Consider the following 17,214-nt stretch of genomic DNA (forward strand, 5'->3'; position numbering starts at 1 on the left):
CCTGCGCACTCCAGATAAATCGTCGTTCGGATCGCACTAGGCAGAAATTGCCGCGCACTTATCCTATATTAGAATGGAATTGTCCGAAGGGCGTGTGGTTGACGGTTTCTCCCGATCCCGCCCGAAACGAAAGGCGCGCCGTTGTCCTCATCTGAGCCTTCGAGTGAGATCATCGACGCCGATGTCGTGGTCCCGCCCGCCAAGCGTCCGCGCTTCAGCAAGCGGGTGATGGTCATCGTGGCGGCGGTGATCCTGCTGCTCGTGGTCGGCGGCGGGGTCACGCTGTATCTGATGACCAGAGGCGCCGCCGCGCCTGGCGAGCCGGTCGCCGAATCCCATGACGGGGCCGAGGTGACCTATATCGATGCGCCCGCGATGGTGGTGAACCTGCGGGGCGCGGACGGTGCCGCGCGGTTCCTCAAGATCCGTTTCACGCTGGTGCCGGTTTCGGAAAGCAAGGGGGAAGAGATCAAAGCCAAGCTGCCGCTGATCGTCGATGCGTTCCAGCCCTTCCTGCGCGAATTGCGACCGGAAGACCTCGCCGGGTCGGCTGCGGTGTTCCGTATCAAGGAAGAAATGCTGGTTCGCGCCACCGCCGCGCTGGGGCCAGGGAAGCTCAAGGATATCCTCATCCAGGACCTGGTCCAGCAATGAGCGACGATTTCATGGATCTGGACATCCCGGTCCCGACGATGCTCGCCGGGGACGGCGATGCGTTCGATCAGGCCGGGATCGATGCCCTGTTCGGCGGCAGCGCGCCGGTTGCGAAGAAAAGCGGTCTGAAGGCCGTTATTGAATCTAACGTGATCAGCCACGAGCGGCTCCCCATGCTGGAAGTCGCGTGCGAACACATGGTCCGCACCTTTGCGAGCAGCATGCGCAACCTGACGTCCGATGCGATCGACGTCAGCCTCGACGAGTTGACCTCGATCCGCTTCGGCGAATTCATGGGCCGGTTGGCGATGCCCGCGATGATCGGCGTGTTCAACGTGCCCGAATGGGATAATTACGGTGTCATCACCGTGGAATCGAGCTTGATCTACGCCGTGGTGGATGCGCTGCTCGGCGGGCGTCGCGGCGGGGCGCCGATGCGGATCGAGGGGCGGGCGTTCACCACGATCGAAACGACGCTGGTGTCCAAGATGCTCGAGCTGGCCCTGGCGGACCTGGCAACTGCGTTCGAACCGATCGCGCCGATTTCCATGGTGCTCGAACGGATCGAGACGAGCCCGCGCTTCGCCGCGATCGCCGGCCCGACCAACATCGCCGCGGTCGCCACCTTCCGCGTCGACATGGAAGGGCGCGGCGGCAAGTTCAGCATCCTGCTGCCGTATGCCACGATGGAGCCCGTCCGCGAGAAGCTGCTCCAGCGCTTCATGGGCCAGAAGGTCGGGCGCGGAAACATCTGGGAAGCGCATATGGCGGCGGAACTCCGCAAGACCGATGTCTCGATCGATGTCGTGCTCGGCGAGCGGACCCTGCGGCTTGAGGAAATCCGCGACTTTGCGGTCGGTCAGACGATCGGGCTGCACGCCTCCCCCGACGATGCCCTCGAAATCCAATGCGGCGGCGTGACGCTCGGTCGCGCGCAGATCGGGCAACGCTGCAACAATATCGCCGTCCGGATGGTCGCCGACATTTTCAAGGACATCAAGCGATGAGCTTCGCCACTTTAAGCAACATCATCACGATGCTCTTCTGTATCGCGGTTCTCGTCCAGAGTGTTCGCATGATGCGCTGCCTGCGCGCAGTGAAGGGCGACGAGTTCGCCGCAATGGTCGCGGCGCTCGACGCCTCGACCGCGCGCGCGCGTGTCGTGCTGGCCGATCTTCGCGAGATCCTGCGCACCGACTGCGCCGCCAACGCCCGCGTCATCGCCACCGGCACCGCGATGCGTGAGGAGCTGACGGTCATGGCGGGCATCGGCGATGCCGTGGCCGAACGGATCGTCGAGGCAGTCGCGAAAAGCGCCTCGGCCCAGTCCAAGGCGGTATCGGCCAAGCCGGCACCGGCCAAGCCGGCACCAGCCAAGACAGCACCGGCCAAGACAGCACCGGCCAAGGCAGGGGTGTCCAAGGCGGGGGTGTCGAAAACAGAGGCGTCGAAGACAGAGGCGTCCAAAACAGGGGCGGCTAAGCTTTCCAGGTCCAAGGCGCTGACCGCCAAGGTTCAGGTCACCAAGGTGGAACCGACGCAGACCGCGCAGCTGGAAACAGAAGTGCCCGTGCAGACAAACGCTCCAGCCCAGGCCGTCGCGGAGACGGCGGCATGATCCGCCGCCCTTCGTTGCTGATGCTGACCGCTGCCGCGGCGGCGATCTCGACCGTGACTCATGCCGTAGGCGTGGCCTCCCCGACGCCCGAAGCGCCGCCCACTCGGCTGGGCACGGCGATCAAGCAGGATATGGCGACACGGGACCAATCGACGACCCTGCGCAACCGGGCGCTGGTCCTGCGCGAACAGGCCGCTCGCGCCACCGAGGAACGGATCAAGAGCGATCTGCGCGCACGACAGCAGGCCGCCGATATCGTCCCCCCCGCCGGCGCGGCCGGGGCCACCGGTACCGCTGGCGGGGCACCCGTAGAAGGGGCGCAATATGATAATCTCGCCAAGATCTATCAGGCGATGAAGCCAGCCAAGGCCGCAATGGTGTTCGAACAGCTCGACATGGACGTGCAGATGAAGGTCGCGCAGCGCATGCGCGATCGGTCCACCGCAATGATCCTCGCGTCGATGACGCCCAAGGGCGCGGCAGACCTGAGCATGTCGCTCGCGCGCAAAGAAGCCCGCCGATCAAGGGACTACCCCGGGATCAAGCTGCCAAAACGTACGGGGCTGTGAGCCACAAGTGGATCGGCGGGGGCACGGCCAAAGAGATGCAAATCCCATTCGGCCCGACGGGCGTGAGATGGTCGTCAAGCCGCGCTGGCTAGGGACCCACAGTCCGCCAGAAATTCCATCTCGTGTATCCTAGCATTTCGCTTGGTTATAAAGGAGCTGATAGCGAATTGGCGTGGAGAGCCGGGGACTGATGATCGTCGTCTCTTCGACAAACTGGGGTCCAACGATCCGATATATCGTGGTCCGCTCGTTGTCGGCCGCGTGGAACTTCAGCAAAACGGCTTCACCGTTCGCTTTTGCCGATACATCGAAGACCTGCCCATCGTTGAGCTTCCACTGCGTCGGCTCCCCGCTTTTCAAAACGAGAATCTGCGGTCTGGTTTCGTACTTGATCGAGAACCGGATTGGGGAATTCGAGATTCTGATCTCATCTGTAACCGTGTTGGCCTTTCGCAGCCTGCGTGAGAAGTAGTCGGTGTTGGGAAGGCCGGAAACACCGCTCGTGATCGCTTTCTGCACGTCGTCGCTCCGTTCACGGTCCAGGACGTAGATACCGGAACGCACGCATTGCGGCGGGCTGGCGGAGCCAGAGGTCACGGTGGCCACTCCCGCCGCGGCCGACAAAGCCCAATGAAGCATCCCGTCCTCCTCAAATTCCGCTGCTCTCCGTGGTGGTGTAGTAACGATCCGCCTTGGCGCATAGATGAGGCCAACGCCGACGCTACGACAGGCAGCGGAAGCTTGCGGGGATCGCTGGCGAGCGAACGGATCCAGCATTACGGGGCCGTCGCACCGAATGTGGCTTATGGAACAGGCGTGCGATCCAGCCTGCGTCGCCGTGCAAAGCCTCGTCTCGCTCAGCTTTCGGCGGAGACTTCGACGATCAGGACGCGCGCGATACCCGGGTCCTCGGCGCACAAGGCTGCGGTCAGGTCGGCGCTGAGCCGCCGTGCATCCACCGCGGTTTGCGGTGAGGCGAACAGCCGCGAAAATTCGATCGCGCCCGCGACCGACACCGCCCGCAACTCGGGCAACCGCGCCGTCAGCCGCTCGAGGCTTGCCGAATCGTTTGCCGCCAGCACCAGTTTGAACCGCAACGACCCCTCGATCCGGTCGGACCCGATGATCGGGACGACGATCGCGGGCATCGCGACGAAGTGCGGCTCCAGCGGGAGCGAGGGGGCGCCAACCGCGCTCGCGCGGGCTGCCGAAGCAAGCGCTGCCAGCGCCACGACCTTGAGACATGCTTTGGCGATGGTTCGAACTCCGGCCCCGGGGGCACGGCTACCGCGCCCCTTTCTCCTATAATAGAAGAGAACACTCCCGAAGGAACATTCTATGAGCCGCGATCAGAGGCCGGGCCGCGTCAGTGTGGTCGATGCGGGGCCAGCGGCCACACCGGCTCGCCGCAGTGCCGATACTCCCGCTGCCGATAGCATTGCGCCAGCGGCACCGGATAGTGCCGGGCCGACATCGCATGCGCTGTTATGGTCAGTGGTGTTCCTGAGCGCCTGCATCGCGGGGGCCGTCGCCGTTACGTTGCTACCCCTGCTGGGCACGCACTGATGCGGTCCGTGCTCACGCTTGCCGCGACGACCGCCTTGATCGCAGCGTCTCCGGTGCCGGGCACTGCGCCCAGCCCGGTCGCGCCGACGAGTGTTGCGGCGGCGGTCGACCCCGCGCTGTCCGAGAGCGATGCCGACGCGGATTCCGCGATCGCCCCGATCGTCCCCGTTCGTACGCCGAGCGCGATCGTCCCCTTCGCCCCGAAGTTCTCCGATCTGCCGGGAGTCACCGCGCCGAGTGGCTGGATCGTGATCAGCCATGATCAGGCGTGGGCCGGCTTGATCGCGGCGACGCCTGCGGGCCGGCAGGAAGCGCGCTGGGCCTATGCCCGCAGCCAGATCGGGCTCGGCCGCGCGGCAGAGGCGCTGGGCGTGCTCGAGGTGATGCGGCAGGACGAACCCGATATCGTTCTGGTCCCTTCCTTCCAGCTTGCGCTGGGGGCTACCCTGACGCTGCTGCACCGTCCCGCAGCTGCCGTCGCCGCGCTCTCCACGGACGCCCTGGCCAATAACGCCGAGGCGTGCGCCTGGCGGATGCTCGCACTGTCCGAAGGCAATCTCCTAGGGCAGGCGGCTCAGCAGGTGCAATGCGCCTTGCCCGCGCTGAACGCGCGGCACCGCGCGGCGCGCGCGCCCTTCCTGCTGGCCATCGCACGCAGCGCGGCGATGCTGGGCAAACCCGCCGCGACGCTGCAATTACTCAAGGCGCTGGCCGCATCGGATCCGGCCGCCAACTTGCTGCGGGGGCGCGCCGAACTCGCGCTCGGACAATCGGCCGAAGGAGCGTTGCTGCTTGGGCGGGCGGCGACGTCGGGCGACCGGGAGCAACGCCTCGATTCCCAGCTCAGCCTGCTCGAGGACGCGGTCGCGCGCGGCACCGCGCAGCGCGACGTGCAAGCCAAGCTGCGCCACATTCGCTTCGTCTGGCGCGGCGGCGACATCGAACGGCGTGCGCTGCTGTTATCCTATCGCGTAGCGCGGGAGCACCACGACCTGCGTGGCACACTCGATGCGGGTGCAACGCTGTTCCGCTATTTCGACGGTGGGCCCGGGCGCGGCACGCTGGTCACCGAGTTGCAGGCGACGATCACCGCCGCGCTTGCCCCCGACAATCCCATGCCGCTCGATCAGATCGCAGGCCTGTACTGGGACTATCGTGATCTTTCGCCGGCCGGGGCAGGGGGCGACCTGCTCGTCGTGCAATTCGCGGATCGGTTGCAGGCGGCGGGGTTGTATGACCGCGCGGCCGAACTGCTCGACCATCAGCTGATGGTCCGCACGCAGGACATCGCCCAGGGGCCGTTGTCGGCGCGGGTGGCGTCGCTGTTCATCCTCGCCGGCAAGCCCGCGCGCGCGCTGGAGGCGATCCGCGCGACCGAAGCCAACGCCTATCCCGACGCGATGTTGTGGGATCGCCACCGCGTCGAGGCGGTGGCGCTCGATCAGCTCGGCCGGACCAACGAAGCGCTCGCCGTACTCCAGGAAGTCCCCGACGGCCTCGCGATCCGCGGCGAACTCTACTGGAAGCGGCACGACTGGAAATCTCTCGCTGCGGTGACCGAAGCGACGCTGACGCGGCACCGAACCGATGACCGAGGTCGTCCAGGCGAAGGTGCTGCGCTATGCGATCGCGCTGGCAATGCTGGGCCGCGAGGATGCGCTGGCGCGGCTGCATGACCGGTACGCCGCTGCGTTCCGGACGTTACCGACGGCCGCGGCGTTCGAAGCGCTGACCGCCGCGATCGGCGCGATCGACCCGGCCACGGTCAGCGCGGCGATGTCCGCCATTCCGTCGGCGAGTCCGGCCGGCGACATCGCCAATCTGGTCGATGCGGCGCCGGCGCCGAGCGGACCCACGGGCTAACCCGTGGGTCCGCGGACCGATTAGCGCAGATAGCTGACGAGGCTGAGCCCGGAGAGCTGGGAAAAGACCGAATAGCTCGCTTGCAGCATCGTCTTCTGCTGCGCGAGGTCGATCGCGACTTGCCCGAGGTCGGCATCCTCGTTGCGCGAGATGATGTCCTGCATCAGCAGCGATCGATCGGTTGCACGCGTACCGAGCGTCTCGGTCTGCGCCTGCTTGCGCCCGTTTTCGGCGTTGATCGCGCGCAGGCCGGTCAGACCGGAGTCGATCTGCCCGGCGGCTTTGGTCAGGGTGTCCAGCTGCGCTGCGGTCGGCGTCGTGCCGATCGTCCCGGCACCGGCCAGCGTCTGGAACGCCGCATACAGACCCTTGCCCAGATCGCTTGCGGTAATCCCATATTGGACGTCGACATTGTCCGACAGCCGGACCGATGCCTTAATCCCGTCATTGGCGAAGGCGGCCGAGGCCGGGGTGGCGATCGTATCGGCCAAGGTGTTGGGCAGGAACGGCGGCGCGTCGGTCTGCGCGCCCCCGAACAAGGCGGCGCCACTGTCCGAGGCGTTGAGCGACGCCCGGAACTGGTTGAACGCCGCGGTGATCGCGTCGTTCAGGCCCGCGCCCTGCTTCGTCCCGATCGCGGTGAGCAAATCCTGTTTCAGCGACGAGGCGCTCGTGTCGATCGCGCCGATATTCGTATCGTTCAGCGCCAGCGTCGTGCCGACCCGGGTCGATGCCTTGACATAGGCATCCTGCTGCGCGGTCAGCGAATGGGTCGAGAGGTTGCGCACCGCCTCGGTCCCCAGCGCCGCATAATCGGACGCCTTCTTGCCCGTCGCGAGCTGCAGCTGGGTGTTGGCAAGCAACTGCTGGGAATGCTGGATCGCGGCGGACATGGTGCGCTGGAGCGGGATGGTTGCGACGCGGGACATTGGAATTCCTATCTGATCATCGACAACAAGGTGTCGTACATCTGGCTTGCCGTGGTGATGACGCGCGCTGCAGCGGAATAGCTGCTTTGCAGCACGACCATGTTCGACAGCTCCTCGTCGATGTTGACGCCCGAGAAACTGTCGCGCCGGTTGACCGCATCGTCACGCCGCGCGGTCGCGTCGGCCAGCGACGACGTGGCCTGCGACGCCGCCAGTCCGGTGTTCCCGAACAGGCCGGCGGCGCGTGCGCCGGTCGAGATGATGCCGTCCTTGCCGAGATCGACCGTACCGGCGAGTTGATCGACGAACGCCGTGGCACCGCGATTGTCTCCGGCGCCCAGCGCCTTCGCGCCGATCGCCGTGCCGGTCTGGAAGCGTGCAAGCCCCAGCTTGGCGGGGGTTGCCAGAATATCCGGTCGGACCCCGGCGGTGGCGACCCCACTGCTGGCGCCGGTCAGCTGGACGATGCTGGAAAAGGACTGCCCCGTCCCGAGACGATTGGTCGAATCCGACGCGACCGCGAGCGTGGCTCCCTGGACGTTGGCGTTGGCGGCGAACTGGACCCGCCCCTTGTCGTCCATCGCGAAGCTGCCGAACTTGCCGAGCGGACTGGCGTTGAGCTGGGTCACCAGGTCGCCGAAGGTCCCGCCGACCGTGCCCGTCATCTTGTAACTGGTAAGTGCCCGGCCCGACGTATCGCGTAGCACGATGTCGCTCGTTTGACCCGCAGCGAAGCCATGCGGATCCGAGGCCTTGAATCCCGACGGTACCAGCGGACTGGCGGCGCTGCGCACCATGTCGTTCATGCCGAAATACTGCGAAAACCCCACTCCGCCGCGATCGCTCGGCTTGGTCGGGTCCTGCGCGATGACCACGCCGTTGCCGCCGCCGCTTGCCGTGATCGACAGCACACCCCCGGTAAAGGATGCGGTAGCGGCGCCGCCAAGCCCCGCGTTGATCGCTGCGACGGCATCGTCGAGCGACGCGGTCGCCGGCATGGCGGAGAAGTCGATGGTGGTCGACGCGACCAGTTCACCGCTCGCCTTGGTGACGGCGAAGACCGCCGACCCGGTGAACCCTAACCGGTCGGCGCCCGTCATTGCGGAAGGGCGACCGGCCAGCTGCGTCGGCGCGGGCACCGTGGTGCCGGCGTTCGAAACGGCGTTGAGCGTCTGTGACAGGCCGGTGAACAACACGCCGAGCTTTTCGGTGAACGCCGGGAGCGCGCGATCGCGCAAGTCGATCAACCCACCCAGTTTGCCGCCGACCGAAGCGGAATCGAGCTTGTCGCCGGTGGCGGCACCCGGACCGTTGTTGGTGTCGGCGAACCGCAGTGAGATCACTGGATAGGTCGTCTGCGCCGTGCTGCCACCGGATTCCGGCATCGACAATTGTCGCAAGCGGTTGTCGAGCAGGGGGATGCCCGAAGCCGTGTCGATCGCGACCCGGCCATCGGGCTGCTGTCGCACCGTGACCTTCATCATCCCGCTCAGTTCCTCGAGCGCGGACATGCGCTGGTCCTCGACCCCGGCCGAACTGTGCCCGGTCCCTTCGAGCCTTGCGACGCTGCCGTTGAGATCGTTGATCCGGACCAGCAACCCGTTGATGCGATCCACGCTTTGCACCACCTCGGACTGGACGTCGGCTTTCAGCCCGTCCACGTCCGAGCCGAGCTGGCCGATCGAGGTGATCGCATCCTGGACATTGGCGGTGAACCCCGCGACGGTCTGTGCCGATGCCTGCGTCCCCGTCATCGCCACCGCCGAAGCGTTGATCGCATCGAGCCGCGAGGGCAGCCCATATTCCGCGCCCGGCGCCCCGAGTAACGATTGCAGGCGGTCGAGATAAGACGACGTGACGTCCGCCGATCCCATGTCGCCGGCCCGGCGATAGACGGTTGCTTCCAGGAAGCGATCGGCGATCCGGCTGGGCTCGCCGATCGTTACGCCGTTCACACGACCCGAGGTGACGCCTGTGGTCTGAGTCACGCGCTCGCGGGCATATCCCGGCGTGCCGACATTGGCGATGTTGTTCGAAACCGAGCGCAATCCCGCTTGGGACGCTGCCAGTCCCGACATTGCCGATCCCAAAATCTCGTTCAACGACACGCCGCTATTCCCCCTGTCGGGCGGGAACCATTTCCCGCCCGGTCGTCCCGTGCTGGCTTATCGCTTCAGATTGCTCACTTCCTGCAGCATCTCATCGACCGTGGTGATGATCTTGGAGGAAGCGCTGTACGCCCGCTGAAAGCGGATCATGTTGGTGAATTCCTGCGCCAGATCGACTGTGGATGCCTCCAGCGCGTTGGCCGAAATCTTGCCCGAGCCGAGCGATCCGGGCGCGTTGATCGCGACGCCGCCGGACTGATCGGAAACCCCGTACGCATTGCCCGGCAAGCGCGTGAGGCCGTCGGGATTCTGGAAGCTGGCGAGCGGCAACTGGAACACCGCGCGCGACGAGCCATCGTCGAACACCGCGCTCACCACGCCGGACTCGGAAATCCGCGTCGACGCGACGCTGCCGAGCAACCCGCCATCGACGCTGGAGGAGATGAGCGACGAGGCCCCGCCAAACTGGGTGAGGCCATCCAGACCGCCATCGCTGCCCAGACCCAGTTTGATCGGCCCGGAGCCGGCACCGTTGGTCCAGGTCGGCGTCAGCGCGGCGAACAGCGCCGGGCTGGAACCCGCGCGATTGAGTGTCCCATCGCCATTGAACTTGATCGTCCCGCTCGCGAGCAGACCCTTCGCGACGTTCACGTCCCCGGCTGGCGTGGCGTAGATTTCGCCGACCCAGGTGTTGGTTCCGGTCTTGAGGAATGCCATGTTCACGGTGTGACTTCCCCCCTGCGCGTCCGTCAGGTCGAACGGGCGGGAGAATTGTGCTGGGGTCGTGCCTGCGGCGATGTCGCCCGCGGCATAGGTCCCGGTGAAGGCGGTGGCGTTCAAGTCGAGGTTGGCGCGCATCTGGAGCTTGCTCGTCGCTGCTGCCGTACCGGTCAGCTGGCTCACGCGGATCGGGACGAGCGCACCGAGGTTGCCGGTGTTCACGACGCCGCCCTGAGCGTCGAGCGGCCACCCTTGCAGATAATATCCGCCCGAATTCTTCAGATAGCCCTGGTCGTCCGGCGTGAACGAGCCCGCCCGCGTGTAGGCGATGTTGGCGTTGGCCCCGGTGCCGTCGCGGGTCACGAAAAACCCTGCGCCGGTAATGCCGAGGTCGGTCGAACTGCTCGACGCGCCGAGCACGCCTTCCTTGGAGACGAGCGACCGCGTCACGGCATTGACCCCGCCAGCAGCATAGGCGCTGGTGCTGGACTTGCCGCCGGACACCATCGTGCGGAACTGGGTATCGGCGTTCTTGTAGCCGATCGTGTTGATGTTGGTGATGTTGTCGGCAACGCTGGCCATCGCGGAGGCTTGCGCGCTCAGACCGGAAACACCGGCATACAGGGCGGAGTAGAGGCTCAAGGATATTCTCCGACAAGAAGGGACGAGCAGCACCAGTGGCACTCGTCCCTTAAATTGTAGGATGGATATCGAACAAACCCAATTGGCCCGCAAATTATCTGGGTTCGACGTGTCTCGCAGCGATAGTCCTATAATAAGGCATGCACCCTGTAGGACCAAAGCGATGACCCTTCGAATTTCCCTGCGTGATGGCGAGCAGATGATCGTCAACGGCGCGGTGATCCGCTCGGTCGGTAGAACCGATTTGTGCGTAGAAAACAGCGTCAATCTGCTGCGCGGTCGGGAAGTTATGCTGCAAAACGACGCCATAACCGCCGGCAAAACGGCTCTATTTCGCATGCATGATGGCGTATATCGACCCCGCCGGAGCGGCTGTGCACCACGACGAGATCGTCGGGTTCTTGCGAGATCTGATCATAGCACTGGAGGCGCACGATGCCAAGGCAGCCTGCGCCCGGTTCGCCCGCAAGGTCGCCAACGGTGATTTCTATCGCGCCTTGGCGGATTGCCGGATGCTGATCGAATATGAAACGGCGGCGCTTGGTCGCGCCGCATCGCAAGCCGCCTGAGCCCCGCGATGAAAGCGCTTGCCGCAGCCGCGCACGGGGTGCGCACTCTTCCGCGCGACCAGCGTTTCGGTCGTGTGATCGGGGTTCGGGGCGCCTTGATCGAAGTCGAAGGGCTCACCGGGGCGGCACAGATCGGATCGCATATCACCGTGGTCGCCGCCACCGGTAGCGTGGCGGCGGAAGTGACTGGACTCGATCGCAATGTTGCGCATTGTCTCCCGTTCAGCGACCCGCAGGGCATCGCGTCGGGTGCGCGTGCCGATCTCGTCGCCGGGCGGTTCGTCGTCCGACCCTGCGATGCCTGGCTCGGCCGGATGATCGACGGCCTGGGCCGACCGATCGACGGCAAGGGGTCGCTCCCCGCCGGGCCGGACTCGCGCCCGATCAAGGCGCCCCCGCCCCCTGCCGCGCAACGTGCCCGCGTCGGCCGCCGGATCGGTACCGGGGTGCGCGCGCTCGATATTTTCGCACCGCTTTGCCAGGGCCAGCGCCTTGGCCTGTTCGCCGGATCGGGGGTGGGCAAGTCGGTCCTGCTGTCGATGCTCGCGCGCTGGACCGGCTGTGACGTTGCGGTGATCGGGCTGATCGGCGAGCGGGGCCGGGAAGTGCAGGAGTTCGTCGAAGACGATCTCGGCGCGGAGGGCCTTGCGCGCAGCGTCGTCGTGGTGGCCACGTCCGACGAACCGGCGCTGATGCGACGCCAGGCGGCGTGGACCACGCTCGCGGTCGCCGAACACTTTCGCGATCAGGGTCTCAACGTCTTGTGCCTCATGGATTCTGTGACGCGCTTCGCAATGGCACAGCGCGAAATCGGCTTGGCGAGCGGCGAACCGGCTGCGACGAAAGGCTATACCCCCACCGTCTTTGCCGAACTGCCGCGCTTGCTCGAACGCGCTGGCCCAGGGCTTCCCGGCCAAGGGTCGATTACCGGGCTGTTCACCGTGCTGGTCGATGGCGACGACCATAACGAACCCGTCGCCGATGCGGTGCGCGGCATTCTCGACGGCCATATCGTGATTACGCGCCGGATCGCCGAACGCGGTCGGTATCCGGCGATCGATATCCTCAAGTCGGTGTCCCGCACGCTGCCTGGCGCGCTCGACGACGACCAGAACGCGCTTCGGCTCGCCGCCCGGTCGATCCTGTCGACCTATGCCGACATGGAGGAAATCGTCCGGCTCGGCGCGTATAAAACGGGGTCCAATCCCGATGTCGACCGGGCGATCACGCTGGCGCCCCGGATCGAGGCGTTGCTGACGCAGACCAAGCAGGATCGCGGTGACTTGACGCACAGCTTCGCCGCGCTCGCTACCCTTCTGGAGGATGCCGCATGAGCACGCCCTTTGATGCAACGCTGCGGCTGCGCCAACGCGAAATGGACGCGATGCAGGTCTCAATCAGCGTCGAGGTCAATCAGCTCGCGGTGATCGAGCAGACTCGCACGGCGATCGATCGCTCGGTTCGCCACGAGGCGCAGGTCGCCGCGACCGAATGGGCCTGCTCGGCGCATGCGTTCGTCGCCCGGATGCGCGCGCAGCGTGCCGGATTGCTGCACGAGCGCGCCTCGGTCGACGCCAGACTGACGCGCCTGCGCAGCGAGGCAGCCGAGGCCTATGGTGCGCTGCGCGCGATCGCGGGTGCTGCGGACCGCTATCGCGCCGAAGCGGATCGCGTTGCGGCAAGCGCCGAGCAGGAGCGGATCGACGACTTTTCGGCGGCCCGCTTCACGCATCGTCAGGCCGCGATCCGACGCTCGCGCGATGAGGGCGGGCGCGAGACGTGATCGTTTCCGGCGATCCAAGCCGCCTACCCGCATCCGACAAGGCTGCGCTCCTCTACGCTCAGGCGCGGGGGGACGTCTCCGCCAGACTGTGGCGCGCCGCCCTGGGGACCAACGACACCACCGAAGCACAAGCCGAGACCGCGTCCGCGTGTCCGGACTTCGATCTCGACGCGCTGCTGTCGCTGCTGGCTCCGACCACGACGGCGCACGCTGCGCCGCATCCGGTCGGGCTGGCTGGGCTGTCTTCGCAGGATCTTCCGGAGGACAATGGAGCGTTGCCCGATCCGATGCACTCGACGCGCGGACCGGCGACCGGACTAGGGCCCAATGATCGCTATTCCGGCGCGTTGAATGCCGCCGCCGCACGAACCGGCATTCCAGCGGCGGCGCTCGCAGCGATCGTAAATGCTGAAGCCGCCAAGAATTGCGATGGCAGCTGGAAGACCGGATCGCGCAATCCCCGCTCCAGCGCCGCCGGCCTTGGCCAGTTCCTCGGGGGCACGTGGCAAGGCGAGGCCGAGCGCGCCGGCACGTGGCTGCACGACGTCGCCACCCGCCAGGGCTGGCTCGGGGACACGGGCCGCGTCCTTCCCGCCGCGCGCTCGGCCTTGCTCGCGCTACGGTATGACGCCGCTGCCTCGATCAACGCCACCGCGGATTATGCGTTGCGCAGCGTGACCCAGCTCAAACATGCGGGGGTCGCGGTCGGGGAGGACGTCGCCAACGTTGCCAAGGTTGCGTACCTCGGCCACCACCTCGGCACCGGCGATGCAATCCGCTTCCTGCGCGGCGGGCTCGACAGCCGCCGCGCGAAGCTGCTGCTCGACGCGCAGGTCGGCGCCGCCAGCGCGAATCAGCGAATCGCGCACAGCGGCGACGCGGCAACCGCGCACCGGTCGTGGCTGCTCAATTATATCGAACGCAACGTGACACCATCACGCTTCGCAACGGAAGGCCTTGCGCTGGCAGGCAAATCAGTTCCCGCCGAGCGTGTAGATATATAGGAGCAGGTATTTACACATATAGGACATTAGCAATCCTATTAAGGTTTGGCGGCTAAACCGAAATGGCGCTGGAGGCAGTTTGTACGAGGCCTGCCGAGCGCGCTGTTAGGGGGATATCTCATGTCGAAGACCACGACTGCTCTGGAAGCCGCAGTTTCCATCGTTATCGAAAACACGCCCAAGACCGACGCCGTTGCGAGCGCACGCCAGCGCGCCACCGTCGACCGGGCGTTTGTTTCGATCCTCAAATTGATTGCGCCGCGGATCCGCCATTTCATCCGCCAATATGGTCTCGCCGGACATTGGGACGACGCGGAACAGTGCTGCGCGATCGCCGTCCATCGCGCGATTCAGGGTTATGATCCCGAAAAGGCCATGTTCACGACGTTCGTCAACTGGCAGATCCGGGGTGAGCTGCAGAGCCTGCGCTTCCGGTTGATGACCGACCAGCGCCCGTCGGCCAAGAAGGTCGATGCGACGACGATCTCGTTGCACGCCGTCGCCGCGGGGACCGATGGCGAGGAAGCTACGATCGGATCCATCATCGAGGACGAAGGCGCATTGGCCCGCACCGAAGCGGCGGCGTCGGACTATCTGGCGCATGCCGCGACGCAATCACTCGTTCGCGAGTATATCGATCATCAGCGCTCCGCCGGCATGGAGCAGTTGCGCAAGCGTCCGCGCCCGAAGCGCGTCGCAAGCGTTGCGGTGTCCGATCCCACGGCAACCCCGCCGCGCCCCGTGCGGACGTCCGGTGTCTGCCCGCTCGAAATCGAGAAGCTGGAGCAGAAGCTCGGGCGCGACAGGGAAATCGTCGAACGCCGCGTCTTCGATGCGACCACCCTCGACGAGCTCGGTGCTGGCATCGGTATCACCAAGGAACGTGTCCGCCAGATTACCAAGCGCGCGTCGCGTGCGATCGGCGAACTTGCCGCTACCCATCCGCGCTTCGCGGTGATGGCGGAGTATCGCAAACCCGCGAGCCGCTCCACGCTCCGTGGCGCCACGCCCGTTCGCGACGTGCCCGCCGTAGCCATCCTGCCCGCCACGGGGCAGCTCCACAACACCCGCTCCAGCATCGTCGCCATAAGCACGCGTCCGGACAATCCGGGGCAGGGACCGGCAAACGACGTCCTGCTTGCGACATCCGTGCGGCCCACGCTGGCGGAGTCGGAGCGTACCGATGGCAATGCGAGAGGCGTTCAGATCTGGCATTGACCCGACCCGGGCAGACACCGCGGGGCGAGACATGCCCCGCGGAGTGTTGCGGATCCAACCGCAGCCGATGTCTGCGCACGCCATGCCATCCCATTGAGCAAGGGCTCCCCGCATGACCTATCGCCGATTGCTCCCAATCGAAGACAGCGAGCGCGGGGGCACGGGGTACCGACCTTCCGCCCTGGATGTCGCCCTGGCCGATGTCGCCGCCGTCGTGGCGTTTCACGCGCGGCCGCTATTGCGCGCCAACCGCGCGATCCTGTTGAATACGACCACCAGCACCGAAGACCATGCCCGGCGCCTGACGACACGGTTCTGGATGATCGACGGTACGCTCGCACAGGCACATCTCGCCGATCGACGGGATCCGCTGCGACGGTCGCTCGCCGCGATGCAGACGGGGGCCAAGGTTCTACTGGGCGAAATGATCCGCCGTTGGCCCGCGTACGCGGTTCCTCCCATCGTCGGCATCTTCACCGATGGCGGGGGCGTTGCCTTCTCGTCGGAACATCCATCGCCGCTGTCGCCGGACTGGCTGACTCGTCATCAGTCAGGGACATGCCCGACGACGACGTTCCTGCCGTTTGCGCCCGACGGAGCCTGGTCACGCCTGATCGGGCCGGTTGCGAATAATTTTGTACACTAGGCGCGATTGAATCTGTCTTGGCTGTCCTATACCTATCCAGGCCGGTGTCGTCGACATCGCGTTTTTCCGTACTGGATTGCGACCCCATGACAACACGAACCCGCTCCACGGCGCCGTCGACCACCAGCGGCGAACAATTGGCCGGGATGTCGGGCAAAGCGGAGCGATCGATGCTCGGCATCACGCCGGATCCCTATCGGGCGTTCGTCTTTCCCAACCGCGTCCGCGACCAGCGACAGCGCAAGGGTCTGCAGAAGCTGATGGCGCTCAGCGAGCGCATTCCCGAAATCCCCTATATTCGCCTGTCGAAAATCGAACGTGGAGAGATTTTCGCCCGTCCGGACGAATTGGTCCGCATTGCTGGTGCCCTCGCGATTGCGCCGGTCGACCTGTTGATCGACGTTGACGCCGCCGCGTTCGACATCGCGGCATGGGCCGTCCCCTTTCAAGCCGTACGATCCGCGAAGATTGCGGAGGAACGGAATGCCGTGCTTCTGGCTGCAGCCCTGCGGCTGCGTCGCAATCAGGACCGGACGCTCACGATCGCCGTGCTCGACCGCGATTACGGGTTGCCCGCGGTCATCCTGTCGCGGCTCGGGAATGCGCAGAAAACCCTCGATCGCTGGAACGAAGCGACCGTCAGCGCGATCTATCGCCTGTTCGGCGTTGATACCGGGACGATGCTTCAGGAAAAGATTACCGCACAATTTTTGCGGGGCGATCTCGACGGCTACATCGAGGCGATCACCGATCCGGAAGTTCGGCTCCTGCGCACGCGGCAGCGCGTCGCCGAATTGCGCGCGTCGCTTCTAGATACTGCCCCCGATGCAGCGGGCAAGCCCACGTCGCGCACCCCAAGTTCCCCCGCGCCCGCGGTGACGGAGAATACAGTCGCAGCTGAGACACGAATGCTGCGGGTGATCGGCACACCGTTGCCGAACGGCCTGATCGGCGACGCCGCTACCGATGCCGTCGTCGAAGCGCCTGCGCGCGCAGGCCCGCGTGCTTTTGGGGTGCGGGTGTGCCGTGCAACGCTTGGTCCCGGTCTGCCCGCGAATGCGATCGTTATCGTCGATCCGGACCGGGTTCCTGTTGTCGGTGGCGTCGCTGCGATCCGAACCGGGGAAGGGTATCGACTTGTCACCGTGACCTTCGATCGGAACGGCACGACCATGGGATATAGCGTCAGTCCGGATGTCGAGGTCAACATCGACGAGCTTGATCCGGCAGACGTTGCGTCGGTCATCAGCGCGGTCTTTCCCTGACGTCAAACCGCGCTCATTACTGTCGCAAGGTTGGTTCCATTCATCGCAACGCGTACCAAT

At 65.6% G+C, this 17,214-nt stretch carries 18 protein-coding genes and 1 pseudogene; 14 read left to right on the plus strand and 5 right to left on the minus strand.

All coding sequences use genetic code 11. The features are described 5' to 3' along the window. The first annotated feature begins 141 nt into the window (after positions 1-141). Genes ABIC16_RS02990 through ABIC16_RS03005 form a run of 4 tightly spaced genes read left to right on the plus strand, consistent with a single transcriptional unit; the run spans position 142 to position 2,841 of the window. Positions 142-654: a flagellar basal body-associated FliL family protein gene (locus ABIC16_RS02990; RefSeq protein ID WP_354289987.1), complete on the plus strand. Its 513-nt coding sequence runs from the start codon at positions 142-144 to the stop codon at positions 652-654. Further along, positions 651-1,661 (plus strand): flagellar motor switch protein FliM, encoded by a 1,011-nt coding sequence (gene fliM / locus ABIC16_RS02995; RefSeq protein WP_277969562.1) that lies wholly within the window; start codon positions 651-653, stop codon positions 1,659-1,661. The genes ABIC16_RS02990 and fliM overlap by 4 nt, the downstream gene beginning before the upstream one ends. Then, positions 1,658-2,272, plus strand: a complete 615-nt coding sequence (locus ABIC16_RS03000) for a hypothetical protein (protein ID WP_354289988.1) — start codon at positions 1,658-1,660, stop codon at positions 2,270-2,272. The genes fliM and ABIC16_RS03000 overlap by 4 nt, the downstream gene beginning before the upstream one ends. Then, entirely contained in the window at positions 2,269-2,841 is a 573-nt protein-coding gene (locus tag ABIC16_RS03005) for a MotE family protein (RefSeq protein WP_354289989.1), read from the plus strand. The genes ABIC16_RS03000 and ABIC16_RS03005 overlap by 4 nt, the downstream gene beginning before the upstream one ends. Before the next feature lie 129 nt (positions 2,842-2,970). On the opposite strand, the gene ABIC16_RS03010 is transcribed toward ABIC16_RS03005, so the two are convergent. Together ABIC16_RS03010 and ABIC16_RS03015 are read right to left on the minus strand one after the other, a co-directional pair. After that, positions 2,971-3,480 carry a hypothetical protein gene (locus tag ABIC16_RS03010; RefSeq protein ID WP_277969559.1) on the minus strand — a complete coding sequence of 170 codons (510 nt, stop codon included), beginning with the start codon at positions 3,478-3,480 and terminating at the stop codon, positions 2,971-2,973. A gap of 218 nt (positions 3,481-3,698) precedes the next feature. After that, positions 3,699-4,073: a hypothetical protein gene (locus ABIC16_RS03015; protein ID WP_277969558.1), complete on the minus strand. Its 375-nt coding sequence runs from the start codon at positions 4,071-4,073 to the stop codon at positions 3,699-3,701. A gap of 333 nt (positions 4,074-4,406) precedes the next feature. Here ABIC16_RS03015 and ABIC16_RS03020 point away from each other — a divergent pair, with 333 nt between their 5' ends. Both ABIC16_RS03020 and ABIC16_RS03025 read left to right on the plus strand, forming a co-directional pair. After that, positions 4,407-6,083, plus strand: coding sequence for a hypothetical protein (locus ABIC16_RS03020; protein WP_354289990.1), 1,677 nt, complete (start codon positions 4,407-4,409; stop codon positions 6,081-6,083). Continuing rightward, positions 5,995-6,270, plus strand: coding sequence for a hypothetical protein (locus ABIC16_RS03025; protein WP_354289991.1), 276 nt, complete (start codon positions 5,995-5,997; stop codon positions 6,268-6,270). The genes ABIC16_RS03020 and ABIC16_RS03025 overlap by 89 nt, the downstream gene beginning before the upstream one ends. Positions 6,271-6,290: 20 nt before the next feature. Here the strand turns inward: ABIC16_RS03025 and ABIC16_RS03030 are convergent, their stop codons facing one another. From ABIC16_RS03030 to ABIC16_RS03040, 3 genes are read right to left on the minus strand one after another with little or no spacing between them, the layout of a single operon-like run. After that, positions 6,291-7,199: a flagellin family protein gene (locus ABIC16_RS03030; protein ID WP_277969555.1), complete on the minus strand. Its 909-nt coding sequence runs from the start codon at positions 7,197-7,199 to the stop codon at positions 6,291-6,293. Positions 7,200-7,207: 8 nt separating this feature from the next. After that, positions 7,208-9,307, minus strand: a complete 2,100-nt coding sequence (locus ABIC16_RS03035; RefSeq protein ID WP_354289992.1) for a flagellar hook-associated protein FlgK — start codon at positions 9,305-9,307, stop codon at positions 7,208-7,210. A 57-nt stretch (positions 9,308-9,364) separates the two neighbouring features. Further along, entirely contained in the window at positions 9,365-10,669 is a 1,305-nt protein-coding gene (locus ABIC16_RS03040) for a flagellar hook protein FlgE (RefSeq protein WP_354289993.1), read from the minus strand. Between the two features lie 199 nt (positions 10,670-10,868). On the opposite strand from ABIC16_RS03040, the pseudogene ABIC16_RS03045 reads away from it, so the two are divergent. The 8 genes and pseudogenes from ABIC16_RS03045 to ABIC16_RS03080 all read left to right on the plus strand — a co-directional run. Then, positions 10,869-10,922: pseudogene (locus ABIC16_RS03045) on the plus strand (flagellar biosynthesis repressor FlbT); the annotation flags it as partial. Between the two features lie 88 nt (positions 10,923-11,010). Beyond that, the gene (locus tag ABIC16_RS03050; protein WP_354289994.1) at positions 11,011-11,238 is read left to right on the plus strand and encodes a flagellar biosynthesis repressor FlbT; all 228 of its coding nucleotides are present in this window, start codon (positions 11,011-11,013) and stop codon (positions 11,236-11,238) included. An 8-nt stretch (positions 11,239-11,246) separates the two neighbouring features. After that, positions 11,247-12,572, plus strand: coding sequence for a flagellar protein export ATPase FliI (gene fliI / locus ABIC16_RS03055; protein ID WP_354289995.1), 1,326 nt, complete (start codon positions 11,247-11,249; stop codon positions 12,570-12,572). Further along, the gene (locus ABIC16_RS03060) at positions 12,569-13,021 is read left to right on the plus strand and encodes a hypothetical protein (protein WP_277969550.1); all 453 of its coding nucleotides are present in this window, start codon (positions 12,569-12,571) and stop codon (positions 13,019-13,021) included. Before fliI ends, ABIC16_RS03060 begins: the two co-directional genes overlap by 4 nt. Next, positions 13,018-14,025: a peptidoglycan-binding protein gene (locus ABIC16_RS03065; protein ID WP_354289996.1), complete on the plus strand. Its 1,008-nt coding sequence runs from the start codon at positions 13,018-13,020 to the stop codon at positions 14,023-14,025. Before ABIC16_RS03060 ends, ABIC16_RS03065 begins: the two co-directional genes overlap by 4 nt. A 120-nt stretch (positions 14,026-14,145) precedes the next feature. After that, positions 14,146-15,243 (plus strand): sigma factor-like helix-turn-helix DNA-binding protein, encoded by a 1,098-nt coding sequence (locus ABIC16_RS03070; RefSeq protein WP_354289997.1) that lies wholly within the window; start codon positions 14,146-14,148, stop codon positions 15,241-15,243. A 112-nt stretch (positions 15,244-15,355) separates the two neighbouring features. Beyond that, positions 15,356-15,889 carry a hypothetical protein gene (locus tag ABIC16_RS03075; RefSeq protein ID WP_354289998.1) on the plus strand — a complete coding sequence of 178 codons (534 nt, stop codon included), beginning with the start codon at positions 15,356-15,358 and terminating at the stop codon, positions 15,887-15,889. An 86-nt stretch (positions 15,890-15,975) separates the two neighbouring features. Beyond that, on the plus strand, positions 15,976-17,154 hold the full coding sequence (locus ABIC16_RS03080; protein ID WP_354289999.1) for a helix-turn-helix domain-containing protein: 1,179 nt from the start codon (positions 15,976-15,978) through the stop codon (positions 17,152-17,154). Positions 17,155-17,214 lie beyond the last annotated feature (60 nt).

The organism is Sphingomonas sp. PvP055 (assembly GCF_040546365.1).
GTDB classification, from domain to species: Bacteria; Pseudomonadota; Alphaproteobacteria; order Sphingomonadales; family Sphingomonadaceae; genus Sphingomonas; species Sphingomonas echinoides_A.

Bases quoted from the DNA above. Each gene is read 5' to 3' on its own strand.
- fliM (WP_277969562.1), top strand. From the start codon at position 651: ATGAGCGACGATTTCATGGATCTGGACATCCCGGTCCCGACGATGCTC.
- ABIC16_RS03000 (WP_354289988.1), top strand. From the start codon at position 1,658: ATGAGCTTCGCCACTTTAAGCAACATCATCACGATGCTCTTCTGTATC.
- ABIC16_RS03005 (WP_354289989.1), top strand. From the start codon at position 2,269: ATGATCCGCCGCCCTTCGTTGCTGATGCTGACCGCTGCCGCGGCGGCG.
- ABIC16_RS03010 (WP_277969559.1), bottom strand. From the start codon at position 3,480: ATGCTTCATTGGGCTTTGTCGGCCGCGGCGGGAGTGGCCACCGTGACC.
- ABIC16_RS03020 (WP_354289990.1), top strand. From the start codon at position 4,407: ATGCGGTCCGTGCTCACGCTTGCCGCGACGACCGCCTTGATCGCAGCG.
- ABIC16_RS03025 (WP_354289991.1), top strand. From the start codon at position 5,995: ATGACCGAGGTCGTCCAGGCGAAGGTGCTGCGCTATGCGATCGCGCTG.
- ABIC16_RS03030 (WP_277969555.1), bottom strand. From the start codon at position 7,199: ATGTCCCGCGTCGCAACCATCCCGCTCCAGCGCACCATGTCCGCCGCG.
- ABIC16_RS03050 (WP_354289994.1), top strand. From the start codon at position 11,011: ATGATGGCGTATATCGACCCCGCCGGAGCGGCTGTGCACCACGACGAG.
- fliI (WP_354289995.1), top strand. From the start codon at position 11,247: ATGAAAGCGCTTGCCGCAGCCGCGCACGGGGTGCGCACTCTTCCGCGC.
- ABIC16_RS03060 (WP_277969550.1), top strand. From the start codon at position 12,569: ATGAGCACGCCCTTTGATGCAACGCTGCGGCTGCGCCAACGCGAAATG.
- ABIC16_RS03070 (WP_354289997.1), top strand. From the start codon at position 14,146: ATGTCGAAGACCACGACTGCTCTGGAAGCCGCAGTTTCCATCGTTATC.
- ABIC16_RS03075 (WP_354289998.1), top strand. From the start codon at position 15,356: ATGACCTATCGCCGATTGCTCCCAATCGAAGACAGCGAGCGCGGGGGC.
- ABIC16_RS03080 (WP_354289999.1), top strand. From the start codon at position 15,976: ATGACAACACGAACCCGCTCCACGGCGCCGTCGACCACCAGCGGCGAA.